At 59.2% G+C, this 12832-nt stretch carries 11 protein-coding genes and 1 pseudogene; 8 read left to right on the top strand and 4 right to left on the bottom strand.

Going from position 1 to position 12832, the window contains the following annotated elements; translation table 11 throughout:
• Positions 1–151: 151 nt before the first annotated feature.
• The gene (locus tag ILT44_RS05160; protein WP_204238500.1) at positions 152–487 is read right to left on the bottom strand and encodes a ribonuclease E inhibitor RraB; all 336 of its coding nucleotides are present in this window, start codon (positions 485–487) and stop codon (positions 152–154) included.
• Positions 488–659: 172 nt separating this feature from the next.
• On the opposite strand from ILT44_RS05160, the gene ILT44_RS05155 reads away from it, so the two are divergent.
• Both ILT44_RS05155 and ILT44_RS05150 read left to right on the top strand, forming a co-directional pair.
• The gene (locus tag ILT44_RS05155) at positions 660–1163 is read left to right on the top strand and encodes a DUF2199 domain-containing protein (RefSeq protein WP_204238499.1); all 504 of its coding nucleotides are present in this window, start codon (positions 660–662) and stop codon (positions 1161–1163) included.
• Positions 1164–1322: 159 nt separating this feature from the next.
• Complete coding sequence (locus ILT44_RS05150) at positions 1323–1931, top strand: hypothetical protein (RefSeq protein WP_204238498.1); 609 nt, start codon at positions 1323–1325, stop codon at positions 1929–1931.
• A gap of 154 nt (positions 1932–2085) precedes the next feature.
• Here the strand turns inward: ILT44_RS05150 and ILT44_RS05145 are convergent, their stop codons facing one another.
• On the bottom strand, positions 2086–2535 hold the full coding sequence (locus ILT44_RS05145) for a PACE efflux transporter (protein ID WP_204238497.1): 450 nt from the start codon (positions 2533–2535) through the stop codon (positions 2086–2088).
• 60 nt (positions 2536–2595) lie between these two features.
• Entirely contained in the window at positions 2596–3261 is a 666-nt protein-coding gene (gene folE / locus ILT44_RS05140; RefSeq protein ID WP_204238496.1) for a GTP cyclohydrolase I, read from the bottom strand.
• Between the two features lie 47 nt (positions 3262–3308).
• On the opposite strand from folE, the gene ILT44_RS05135 reads away from it, so the two are divergent.
• The 3 genes and pseudogenes from ILT44_RS05135 (at position 3309) to ILT44_RS05125 (ending at position 6418) form a co-directional block, all read left to right on the top strand.
• A complete protein-coding gene (locus tag ILT44_RS05135; RefSeq protein ID WP_204238495.1) occupies positions 3309–3464 on the top strand; it encodes a hypothetical protein in 156 nt (51 codons plus the stop codon).
• Between the two features lie 150 nt (positions 3465–3614).
• Positions 3615–3923, top strand: a pseudogene (locus ILT44_RS05130) (helix-turn-helix domain-containing protein); the annotation flags it as partial.
• Between the two features lie 566 nt (positions 3924–4489).
• Entirely contained in the window at positions 4490–6418 is a 1929-nt protein-coding gene (locus ILT44_RS05125; protein WP_204238494.1) for a putative bifunctional diguanylate cyclase/phosphodiesterase, read from the top strand.
• Between the two features lie 291 nt (positions 6419–6709).
• On the opposite strand, the gene ILT44_RS05120 is transcribed toward ILT44_RS05125, so the two are convergent.
• Entirely contained in the window at positions 6710–7093 is a 384-nt protein-coding gene (locus tag ILT44_RS05120; RefSeq protein ID WP_204238493.1) for a hypothetical protein, read from the bottom strand.
• 48 nt (positions 7094–7141) lie between these two features.
• Between ILT44_RS05120 and ILT44_RS05115 the strand changes: the two genes are divergently transcribed.
• The 3 genes from ILT44_RS05115 (at position 7142) to ILT44_RS05105 (ending at position 12779) form a co-directional block, all read left to right on the top strand.
• Positions 7142–8209: a patatin-like phospholipase family protein gene (locus ILT44_RS05115; protein WP_204238492.1), complete on the top strand. Its 1068-nt coding sequence runs from the start codon at positions 7142–7144 to the stop codon at positions 8207–8209.
• Positions 8210–8394: 185 nt separating this feature from the next.
• Complete coding sequence (locus tag ILT44_RS05110; protein ID WP_204238491.1) at positions 8395–9549, top strand: efflux RND transporter periplasmic adaptor subunit; 1155 nt, start codon at positions 8395–8397, stop codon at positions 9547–9549.
• Positions 9550–9572: 23 nt separating this feature from the next.
• A complete protein-coding gene (locus tag ILT44_RS05105) occupies positions 9573–12779 on the top strand; it encodes an efflux RND transporter permease subunit (RefSeq protein WP_204238490.1) in 3207 nt (1068 codons plus the stop codon).
• Positions 12780–12832 lie beyond the last annotated feature (53 nt).

The following is a 12832-nucleotide window of genomic DNA, read 5'->3' as shown; positions in this document are numbered from 1 at the left end:
AAAAGATCCCAAATACGAGATCGTTAGTCTCGCCGCTCAGAGACACGGATGTAAGGTGGGGTCAGAACATCGCTTACGAGGTTTTATCGTCAATGCGAGGTGATCTTCCTCCAGGCGCTGAATCCTCATCGGCGTGACTTATGAGTAGCTTTTACTCCTGCATGACGCCCCAGCCATCCAAGTAGCCATCGTGCTGCGCCACGCGCTGAGCCAGGAGATTTTCGAAGTTCGTCACATTCTCATGGGTGACAAGCATGGACTTGACGATCATGAGTTCCGTCCCGCCCTTCTCGCTCGGGCGGGTCTTAACCGACACAAGAGGCGCCCCCGCATTGTGGTCAGCAATGAACTGTTTCGCCACCACATTGGCTTCTCGCAGGGTCGCGAAGATGGCGAAAAAGTCGACGTTGTGTGGAATGGAAAAGTCGAATGCGCTGGCTTCCATCCGCCGAAAAACATCGCCGTTTTCATCATCCGGGAAAGACATGACTGCTCCTCGTAGGTTGACGAGCTTTAACACCTTCCGGATTGCGCGAAAGCCATTCCATAGATTTTTATGAAAACTTTCTTAGCAACTTACTGTATAAACGCCTGACCAGTCATGGCCGGCCAGTTCTGATCGCCATCCGAGCCGCAGGTCTCACCAAAGGGTCTCTCTCATGGTCAACTACGCCTGGACCTGCTCATGCTGCGGCGAGAAATACGACACCCTCCCTTTTGACTGGAGCATGGCGGCACCGGACGACTACAACGCCGTCCCCGAGGCCGAGCGCGAGGTGCGGACCCTCATCTCCCGCAACTTCTGCACTGTAGACGGGCAAGCCTTCGTTCGCGGTGTCATCGAAATTCCGGTAACCGACTTCGATGGCACCCTGCGCTTTGGTCTCTGGGTGTCCGTCTCGGAGGCCAGCGAGAGGACGATCCTCCAGGTCTGGGACGACCCCGACTGCAGCCGGCACGGGCCGTTCTTCGGATGGCTCCGGTCACGGCTCGGCCCTTACCCGGACACCCTCAATTTGAAGGCGAGCCTCCGCCTCCGAGACGACATCGCGCCCGCGATCGACCTCAAGCCCACCGACCACCCGCTGGCGGTCGACCAGCGCCGCGGGATTTCCGTCACACGGGTCGCCGAGATTGCCGAAAAGCTCATGTCCCACCGCTGATCTGGGATGAACTTGCACTGCTCTGTCTCAGTATCGCTCCACCGTCGTCCATCTTGGGTGTCATAACGAGCGTTTAGCTGAGTGCGCCGGAACTGTGCATGGCTTTACTGCGCTTCTGAGAACCCATTTGAGAATACAAACTCAGAGTATCTTAAACCTATGTTAAAAGATCTTATATGGATTTCCCTTCTGGTAATAGGATTTTGTCTCGGGCTCCTGCCAAGGCCGAAAATAGTTTTCACTATAGTCACTGTCTGCGCGGTTAGCGCTGCAGCTTATATACTCTCTGGATACCAAGGTGAACAACAAGGCGTCCTGTTCGGCGCAGTCATGATCGGTGGTCCATTAGCTGCTGGATTAGTGACCGTCGGCGCACTGGTTGGATCATGGGGCCGCAAATATGCGGCTAATGGAAAAGCGCGATCTGCGCTGCTCATTGCCGCGATCATCTTTAGCTCAGCGGCATTCCTCGTTTTCAAGAGTGTCCAGCACTACCAAGCTATGATCGATCAGGAGCGGCTTGCGTTGGAGTTTGTAAAACAAAGCAAAGAAGTAGTGCAAGAAGTCGGCAGCGATGCAAACGCGAATGTAATGATGCATAAAGTACAACACGACACGACCGTTGGTTATGATATTTTTGTGCGAGGGTCTAAAATACTCTATGTGACTGTGGAGGTATCCAGACAGGCAGGGAAACCAATCTTCAGCTTGGCATGTATTACGCGCACCAGCCAGCGTGATCTGTACGAGCATTCTTGTAAACGATAATCCCGTAGATTTTAGGTCCCATCGGGAATGTCCTATAACTCCAAGGTGCAGGGGCGCGTACCGAGAGCAGGCCACGAGATGCTGAGGCACAGGCAAATTCTCAAACGGGCTCTGATGCCCCGTAGAAGGGCTGGCCGCGGACGCAGAAGGCCGTTTATGCGCCGACATGGCTTGTTCGAACGGGCTCCTGCCAGGCCGGCAGGGGGAATGCAAGGTCGTAAGCCCAGTTGAAGACAAACGTGTAGACCACGTAGAAAACGGCAAAAGCCACATCCATCGTGAGGGCGAGCAGAAGACCTATGCCAAGGTACCATGCAATGAAGGGGGTCAGGATGGCCATCAGCCCTGCCTCGAACAGAACAGCATGCAGAACTCGGGCCGGAATGCTCTTGCGCGTTCCGCCGGTCACGCGCTGCATGGCGATGTCAAAGATGAGATTGTAGACGTAGTTCCAGACCGTTGCGATGGTGGCGCCAGCGACCCCGACAACACCGATGTCGGTCATGGGTATGCCAAAGGCCCAGGCCCCGAAGGGGACGACAAGGGCAAGGCCGATGAGTTCAAAGCTGATGGTGTGACGGATCCGGTCACCGGTCGTGCGCATACTTAAAATCAATCTCCAGCAGCCATCATATCCGTGTTTGGATCAGCAGGCTTATTCTGCTCATGCACGATCCAGCGTGGCGCATTCCTGCAGGAACTCCTGCTTGAGTTCAGGGCTGCTGGCCATCTCGCCCCAGCAATAGGTGTTGACCATGCGGCTGAGGTGGCTGGCGCGCACGCCGCGCTGGGTCTTGCACATGTGCACGGCGCTGATGCGCACGGCCAGCCCACACGGCTGGGTCATGTCCATAATGTATTGGCCGATCTGCTTGACCAGTTCCTCCTGGATCTGCAGGCGGGAGGCGAAGTAGTTCACGATCCGATCATACTTGGACAGGCCGATGATCTTGCCGTCAGCAGGGGGCAGGATGCCGATGTAAGCCACGCCATAGATCGGCATCAGATGGTGCGCGCACATGGAGCGCAGCTCGATGGGGCCGGTGACAATCAGCTGATCGTAGGCCTGGGCGTTATCGAACTCCGTAATGCGCGGCGGGGCCGTGTAGCGGCCCTCCAGGAGTTCTTCCACGAACATCCTGGCCACTCGCTGGGGCGTTTCACGGGTGTTGTGGTCGTTCAGGTGGTCGATGCGCAGGATGTCGAACAGCTCCTCCAGCTTCCGGGCGACCGCCACGCTCATAGCCTCGCGCTCGGTCTCGGTCAGCGGCTGGTCGAGAGCCTCGTTGCACTTGCGTGCGAGGTTCAGATCACGCGAATGGAAGTTCATCATGCCCCTGCAGATTGATGTTGTGTTTAGTTTGAACGGTCGATGAGATGGGTAGCCAGGAGAGCGAGGGTCAGCCCACCCAAGATCAGAACCATGACCAGGATGATGCGGGCTATCTTCTCGTGGCGCGCCAGCCGGGCATCGATGGCTTCCAGGCGTCGTTGCTCGCCTGGTCATACTTTGCCTTGTCGGTATGGTCGTAGGCGTTCATCTATGCCCCAAAGATGAAGTTTTTATCCACCGATGCTCTACCAGCCTCTGGCCATCATGGGAAGATGATCCACAGAGCGCTCCTCTGCCATACAGTTTCCTGAGACACCCTGTAAGCGGACGGGATCCGCAGAAGGGTGACGATGATGACGGAGACGATGAAGGAAGCGGTGGGTCTGGGCCGTGGTGGGCGCATGTCGCGCCAGCGCAAGTGTGAGGCGGTTCTGCGGCTGCTGCGCGGTGAGGATCTGGACACGGTCTCGCGCTCCCTGGGCGTGACGGCCGCAACCCTGAGCGACTGGCGCGAGGCTTTCCTGATCGCCGGCGAGGCCAGTCTCGCCACCCGGCCGGCCACCGGCGAGGCGCTGGAGACCGAGCGGCTCAAGGCCCGGCTCGGCGAGATGCTGCTGGAGCGTGAACTGCTGGAGGCCAAGATCGCCGGGCTGGAGAGCGGCTGGTCTGAAGTCAGCACGGGCTACGCGACGGCACGCCTGTGATCCTCTGCATGGCCGAGGATGAGACCCCATCTGTTCGCCCGCTGACCCTGCGGGTTCTGGACAATCCACCCTAAGGCAGGCGTCGACTACTGGAGGATCTCCGGAGGTCCCCCGCGCTTTTGTTCCGACAGGCAAATCCGCGGGTGGAGGCCTCTGCTTCGCGGTTGAGATAGCTGCCCGGGCTTCCGCACAATCACCGGCATGGCATGCTGCAGTCCGTCAGGAAGGGCGGCTGTTGCCGTTCCCCTCGTTCGTCCAAACCGCCCTTCGTCAGGAGACATTTTGGGACTAAGCGCACTGCTCGGGAATAAGCACCAGCCTGGCTATGCTATCTGAGGTTGAGTCTCCGTCATAGGTGCCTATTTGCCTGCTGGATTAACTACGTGTATCAAACGTTGCGTCAGATTTTTGGACAATCAGCAGTCACCGGCTATAACGTTGTCTATGTCATCATAGTCGACTATAGCGGCCACTAAGGCTCTCGTATTGGCGAGACACAGTGAACGTCTGGGGGAAGACGTTTGTCGGTTCGAACACTCAAACTTGTGCTTGGCCTCGTTGTAGGCGGCTTTCTGCTTGCCGCGATCTATTCCACAATGATGATTTCCGAGCGCCAGCAGGCCTTGCGGCGGATCGCGCGCTATAATCCGACGTGGCAGGCGCACCAAGTTCTCAAAGAGTTCATGACGCTCGATCAGTCTCTTAGAATGTTCAATGATGGGGACAGCGATGGAGACAAGGAAAAGGTCCAGCTCCGCTATGATATCTTTGCCGGCACCATCAATAGTTTAGCCAAAGGAGGCTTCCGCGATATTATCGAGCGCGACCCTGGCTTCGAAAGGACGATCCGCGACCTCGAGGGCTCCACAAATGATGCCGCTCCTCTGATCAGGAATCTCAACAGCCCAGACAACGCTCGAGCGGCGTTGCAGATTCTTCACCCCCTCCAAAATAGCCTGACGCAGTTGCCGTCGATTACATTCAATCATGGGGCTGCGCTCGCGTCCGAGGACCAGCAGGAACTCACCCGGCTTCACTGGATCTTCTCGAGCATTGTCGGCTGCCTGATACTTTTCGGGCTGGCCCTTATCGGGCTTCTTGCAAGGCACAACATCCTCCTCGAGCGCACCTATCGCCGGATGGGTAACCTCACAGCAGACCTCGCCCACCTGGCTCATCATGATCCGCTCACCGGCCTGGCCAATCGCGTCCTGTTCCAGGAGCAATTGGAACAGGCGCTGGAGAAAGCGCGCGATGACGGATCAACGCTCGCCGTTCTCTACATTGATCTTGATCTATTCAAGAACGTGAATGATACGCTGGGGCATGAGACCGGTGATCAGCTCCTGAAAACGGTTGCCGCACGGATCCGGGGGTGCGTCCAGGGCAATTGTGTCATTGCCCGGCTCGGTGGTGATGAATTTGCCATTCTGATGAGACCCATCAGCATCATGCAGGAATGCACGATATTGGCGTCCCGCATCGTGAAGGAGATAGGATCCGTCTACGATATCGAAGGGCATGAAATCGTCATTGGAACGAGCATTGGCATTGCATCCACGGGGCTGGGGACCTCATCTCCGGAGCAGCTTCTCAAGCAGGCCGATATGGCCCTCTACCGGGCCAAGGCGGAAGGACGTGGCACCTTCCGCTTTTTCGAGCCTGAGATGGATGCCGAGCTCCAGGCGCGTCGGGCCCTTGAGATCGATCTTCGTAAGGCGATGGTGAATGACGAGCTCTACCTGGTCTTCCAGCCGCAGGTCAGTCTTCAAGCGAACGAGATTACGGGCTTCGAGGCGCTGCTGCGCTGGCGGCATCCCGAGCGTGGGAACATCTCTCCGGCCGAGTTCATTCCAATTGCGGAAGACATCGGCTTGATCGCCTCCCTCAGCGAGTGGGTCATCAACGAAGCGTGTAAGACCGCAGTCACCTGGCCGAAAACGATCAAGGTGGCCGTGAATATCTCACCGATCCAGTTTCGGAACCGGACCCTTCTGCCGTGTGTGCGTAAAGTCCTGACGCGAACTGGCCTCGAGCCGAGCCGGCTGGAGCTGGAGCTCACGGAGTCAGCCCTGCTCCACGAGAACGAAACAACAGTGACGGCATTGCACGAACTTCGTGAGCTCGGTGTCCGCATTGCCCTTGACGACTTCGGGACAGGCTATTCGTCCCTGAGCTATCTGCGCAGCTTCCCCTTCGACAAGATCAAGATCGACCAGTCATTCGTACGGGACCTAGCCACACGACCCGACTGCATGATCATTGTCCAATCTGTTGTTTGGCTTGGCCGAGGCTTTGGGATGTCGATTACCGCCGAAGGGGTGGAGACGGAGGAACAGTTGGCCCATATTCGGGCCGCTGGATGCACGGAAGTACAAGGCTATCTTCTCGGCCGGCCGAAACCTGCCTCGGCTTTGGACTTCTCAGGTACACTTCCAGCGCTGATTTAGAGCGTCGCGTCCCACTCTCTAACGAGCGGACCGCGCCCTTTACGCTGCCAAACGCGAGGGCCGAAACTACATTAAGGTCGGCTTTGAGGAACGCTGACGTTCGACTAAACCCATCACTGAATAGCTCGTCGCCAATGTGTCCCTTTGAGGGGCGCCTCACCACTCCTCTTGGCAACGAGAACTCTGCCCCCTTACGTTATCTGCCGTGTGATGATTGGAGGGTTAAACGACCTACGAGAAACGTGTTGCGCTCCATGGCAGGATTGGGCTCATTCCTGGCCTCCTTCGCTATCATCTGCGGGGTTGTGGCCGAGCCTCTCCTCCGGCCACTGTGGTCTCCACGGCTCGCGGCCATTCCGAGGGAGCCGCACCCTGCTGGCCCCCCCGCCACGCGAGGGTCTCGACCCGGGCCGGAATGAGATCCGGCGCTTGTTTGGTGAGGTTCTGAACTTCCTGCTTCGTCACGGTGCTGCGCCCTAGGCGAGATCGATGAGCATCACAAGCCCGCTTAACGCCATGCTTCGGGCGGAGCTGTATCGCAGACTTAAACCCGTCGATCGAGAGTTCCCAGAGAACCTCGTCATGGCGCGGATCGACCTCGAACACCGGCGCATAGCGGCCGGCCTGCAGATCGTCGGCTGTGGCGCCTTCCAATCGCGGTCTGTTGTCTTGCATAACGAGGCATCCGAGATGGTAGTCTGTCAGGCGACAAGGAAGCCTGTCATGACTGGACAAGCCGAAAAGATCAGCCACCCTGTGCGCGGGCTGAGGAGCCCGAACGCCGAGAAGTTGGTTTCGCTTGCCTTACAGGGCGGCGGGGCCCACGGCGCTTTCACCTGGGGCGTTCTGGACCAGCTGCTTGCGGATGGCCGCCTTGCCATCGAGGCAATCACGGGCACCAGTGCGGGCTCCATGAATGCCGTTGTCCTCTTCGAGGGCTGGCTCGAAGGTGGGCGCGACGGTGCGCGTGAGCAGATGAGACAATTCTGGAAGCGGGTCAGTCTCAACGGCGTCCTTTCGCCCATTCAGCGTTCGCTTTTCGATCGACTGTTGAGCTTCTGGAGCATCGGCGGGTCAACGAGCCATCTCTGGTTCGATGCCTGGTCGCGGGTGGCCAGCCCCTACGATCTGAACCCTCTCGACATCAATCCCCTGAGGGACGCCCTCAATGAACTAATCGACTTCGAGCGCGTGAGGGCCTGCAAGGATGCAAAGCTTTTCATTGCGGCAACCAATGTCTGGTCGGGGAAGATCCGAATCTTTACCGGTCCTGAATTAACCGTCGATCATGTGCTTGCCTCGGCCTGCTTGCCGATGCTCTTCAAGGCGGTCGAGATCGACGGCGAGCCTTACTGGGATGGCGGCTATACCGGCAATCCGGCGCTCTTCCCGCTTTTCTATGAAACACAATCGGACGATATTCTGCTGGTCCAGATCAACCCAATCGAGCGTCGGACGACACCGCGAACCGTGCAGGAAATCCAGAACCGGCTGACGGAGGTCACATTCAACGCCAACCTGCTGCAGCAGCTCAGATCGATCGAGTTCGTGACGCGGCTCATCGACGAGGGAAAGCTTTCCACCAAGGATTACAAGCGGGTCTTCATGCACCGGATCCATGGCGGGCAGGAGCTTGACGAGTTTACCGCCGCATCCCGCCTCAGCGCCCAATGGAGCTTCTTCAAGGAGCTGAAGGATCTCGGCAGAAATGCCGCTCGCACATGGCTTGCGAAAAACTACCGGTTCATCGGGAAGAAAGGCACGCTTGATCTGCGCGATGCCTATACCTGAGCGCTTGAGCTCCTTGAGCAGGTGCATCGCCTTTGTATCATTGTTGCGCGTCTTGCCAGAAGCTCGGTGATGCGTAGTATTGCGGTGCAAAAATAAAAGCTCTTTCGCGTGCCTCTGCGCACCGGGCCACAAGCTGAAATTGGAAGTATAGTGCTGCGTCGATAATGCCGATCAGGAGGTTACGCATGCGCTTTCCTCGGTCCGTGTTTGTTTCCAGCGTTCTGTTTTCGTGGCTTGCAACGGCGAGCTTGGCCTTGGGCCAGGGCGGTCCTGCGCAAGCGCCGCCACCTGTGACGGTCGCAAAGCCCGTCGTAAAGGACATCGTCGAGCGCACCGACTTCATCGGGCGCTTCGAGGCCATCGATCAGGTCGACATACGGGCGCGTGTCTCGGGCTATCTCGACAAGGTCCACTTTCAGGATGGCACCTTCGTCAAGGCAGGGGATCTGCTCTTCACCATCGACCCGCGGCCTTACAAGAATGCGCTCGAACAGGCGCAGGCCGCCGTCACGTCCTCGCAGGTCCGCCTGGAATTCGCACAGAGCGATCTCGATCGCGCCGAACAGTTGCGCCGGAGCGGCAACATCACCGATCAGGTCTTCGATCAGCGGCGACAAGCTTTCCTGACGGCCAAGGCGGAATTGGACCGTGCGCAGGCGGCTTTGCGGACGGCGCAGCTCGATGTGGAGTTCACGGAGATCAAATCGCCCCTGTCGGGAAGGACTTCGCGCAAGCTCGTCTCCGAGGGCAATCTGGTCAATGCGAACGAGACTATCCTGACGAACATTCTCTCGCTCGATCCGATCCAGTTCTATTTCGATGTGGATGAGCGCTCGTTCCTGGCCTTCTCACAGCAGGCCCACGGGGGGACGAACATCTCGACCAAAGGCGAGACTAATGAAGTCGTGCTCACATTGACGGACGAGCGCCTCGGACAACGCAAAGGGAAGCTCGATTTCGTCGACAACCGGCTCGATGCGGCCAGCGGCACGATCCGCCTCCGCGCCGTCTTCGACAACAAGGATCGCTTCCTGACGCCCGGCTTGTTCGGGCGCGTCACGATAGGAGCGTCCGATCCCTACAAGGGCATTCTTTTACCTGACGAGGCCATCGGCAGCGACCAGGACCGGCGTGTGGTCTATGTCGTCGACGAGAAGAACGTTGTCCATCTCAAGCTCGTGCGCATCGGTCCGCGGATTGACGAATACAGGGTCATCCGCGATGGCTTAACCGGCAACGAGACGGTGGTCGTGAACGGACTCGTCCGTGTCCGGCCCGGAGCGCCGATCACACCTCAAATGACGACGCTTCCCCCGACGCGGGAACGAAACGGCAGCTGATTTCACACGAGGAGGGCGCTTCCATGCGCTTTGCCCATTTCTTCGTCGACCGTCCCATCTTCGCGACGGTCCTGTCGGCGCTCTTCCTGATCATCGGGGGGATCGCCTACACGACCCTGCCGGTTGCGCAGTATCCGGAGATCGCGCCGCCGACCGTGGTGGTCAGAGCGAACTATCCGGGAGCCGATGCGCAGACGGTCGCGGCCACGGTCGCCACACCGCTGGAGCAGCAGGTCAACGGTGTCGAGGACATGCTGTACATGTCCTCCTATTCCACCGGAGACGGTGCCATGGCGCTGACGATCACGTTCAAGCTTGGCACCGATCTCGATAAGGCCCAGGTGCTCGTTCAGAACCGGGTAGCGATTGCAACGCCGCGCCTGCCGGAGGAGGTGCGGCGTCTCGGCGTGACGACGCTCAAGAGCTCGCCGGACCTGATGATGGTCGTGCACATGCTCTCTCCAGACGGCTCCTACGACCAGCTCTACGTTTCGAACTATGCGCGCAACTACGTGCGCGATATCCTGTTGCGGCTCGATGGCGTGGGCGATCTCATCATCTTCGGCGAGCGGCAATATTCCCTGCGCATCTGGCTCGATCCCGAAAAACTTACCTCCTACGGCATGACGTCGAGCGAAGTGGTGCGCGCGATCCAGGAGCAGAACGTCCAGGTCTCCGGCGGCGCCTTGGGACAGGAGCCGACGCCGACGGATTCGGCGTTTCAGCGGACGGTCACGACTCAAGGTCGCTTTGAGGACCCGCGCCAGTTCCGGCAGATCATCGTTAAGGCGACACCGCAGGGACGCCTCGTCCGGCTGCAGGATATCGCCCGCATCGAACTCGGCGCCCAGGATTACGTGACGAACTCCTATCTCAATGGGAAGCCTGCGGTAGCCCTCGGAATTTTCCAACGGCCCGGCACCAATGCGCTCGCCGCGTCGGACCAGATCATCCGGACCATGGAGGAGCTCAAAGGCAATTTCCCGCAAGGCATTGCGTATCAGATCGTCTACAATCCCACGGAATTCATCGCCGAGAGCGTGAACGAGGTCTACAAGACTCTGTTCGAAGCCACGGCGCTCGTCGTGATCGTGGTGTTCGTGTTCCTGCAGAGCTGGCGCACGGCGATCATTCCCATCGTGGCGATTCCCGTTTCGCTGATCGGCACTTTCGCCTTCATGGCGGCCCTTGGGTTCTCGATCAATACGCTGACCCTGTTCGGCATGGTTCTGGCTATCGGCATCGTGGTCGATGATGCCATCGTGGTGGTGGAGAATGTGGAGCGCAACATCGCGCTCGGCATGTCGCCGCGAGATGCGGCACACACGACCATGGACGAGGTCGGGACCGCACTCGTGGCGATCGCGCTGGTTCTGGTCGCGGTCTTCGTGCCGACGGCTTTCATCCCTGGTATATCCGGTCAGTTCTATCGTCAATTCGCCTTGACGATTGCCGTGTCGACCGTCATCTCGGCCTTCAACTCCCTGACGCTTTCGCCGGCTCTTGCTGCCTTCCTGCTGAAACCGCACAGCCATGAGCCGCCGCGCAACCCGATCCTCCGCTTCGGCGGGACACTCGCCAACGGGTTCAATCGAGGCTTCGATCACACCTCGAACGGCTACGCCAGAGCGGTTGGGGCGCTTGCGCGCCACAGGCTGATCGTGTTGCCGATCTATATCGGGCTCCTGGCCGGCACCGTATGGATCGCCAACCACGTGCCGCGCGGCTTCATCCCGACGCTGGATCAGGGCTATGCCATCGTCGTGATCCAGCTGCCGGACGGGTCCTCCCTGTCGCGCACCGATGCGGTGGTGCAGCGAGCCTCAAAAATCATTCAGGAGACGCCAGGCGTGAAGAATGCGGTGGCCTTTGCAGGTTTTTCGGGCGCCACGTTCACCAATGCGACCAATGCTGCGGCGATATTCGCCGCGTTCAAGCCTTTCGACGAGCGCATCGAGGCCGGTGACTCCGGTCCCAAGATCATTGGCGATCTTTTTGCCCGCATGCAGCAGATCGAGGAGGCGTTCATCATCGCCATCCCGCCGCCGCCCGTGCGCGGTCTCGGCAATTCGGGCGGCTTCAAGGTCCAGATCCAGAACCGGACCGGCGACGATGTGCGCGGCATCCTCGCCGTCGCCTATCAGCTGATGGGGCAGGCGCGGCAGAACCCAAACCTGTCTGGTGTCTTCACAACATTCTCGGCCAATTCGCCGCAAGTCTATCTGGAGATCGACCGCCAGAAGGCGAGCATCCTGAACGTGCCGATCCCGAACATCTTCGAGACGCTCCGCATCAATCTCGGCACGGCCTATGTGAACGACTTCAATGCGTTCGGCCGCGTCTACCAGGTTCGCGCTCAGGCGGATCAGCGCTTCCGCATCGACCAGGAGGATATCAACCGGCTGCGGGTCCGTTCGTCCACGGGGGCTCTCGTGCCTCTGGGAACGCTGGTCGAGATGCGGGAGGTCTCCGGCGCCGATCTGATCCAGCGCTACAACATGTTCACCTCGGTAGCCCTGCAGGGCAATGCGGCTCCAGGCGTCTCCTCGGGTGATGCGCTTGATGTCATGGAGGCGCTGGTTCGGCAAAACCTCTCGCCGGGCATGGGTTTCGACTGGACGGAACTGGCGTTCCAGGAGCGGCAGACCGGCAACACGGCAGTGTTCATCTTCGCCCTGTCGGTGCTGTTCGTGTTCCTCGTCCTCGCGGCCCAGTATGAAAGCTGGTCGCTGCCCATCGCCATCATTTTGATCGTGCCGATGAGCGTGCTCTCCGCGCTGATCGGCGTGATGATCCGAGGACAGGACAACAACATCCTGACCCAGATCGGTCTCGTGGTTCTCGTTGGCCTCGCCGCGAAGAACGCGATCCTCATCGTCGAATTTGCGAGGCAGGCGGAGTTTGACGGCAAGACGCCCGTGGAGGCGGTCGTCGAGGCCTGCCGGCTGCGCCTGCGGCCCATTCTGATGACGGCCTTCGCCTTCATCCTCGGTGTGCTGCCGCTCGCGATTGCGACCGGGCCCGGCGCCGAGATGAGGCGGGCCCTCGGAACGGCCGTGTTCTCGGGCATGCTCGGCGTGACCGTGTTCGGACTGTTCCTGACGCCGGTCTTCTATGTGGCGGTCAGGCTCGTGGTGCTGCGCCTGTTTAGGCGTCCGGCTCCAAAACCAGCCGAGCCCGTGGAAACCCACCTGTCACCGGCGGAGTCAATGGGGAAGGTTGCCATTTGACCAAAGCTCGGCTTTGACCGGCCACCCGTTTAGCTGTCATGGATGGCCAGCAA

Origin of the sequence: Microvirga arvi (genome assembly GCF_016892765.1) — a bacterium.
Classification (GTDB): Bacteria; Pseudomonadota; Alphaproteobacteria; order Rhizobiales; family Beijerinckiaceae; genus Microvirga; species Microvirga arvi.
This window is presented reverse-complemented; position numbering and strand designations above follow the sequence as displayed.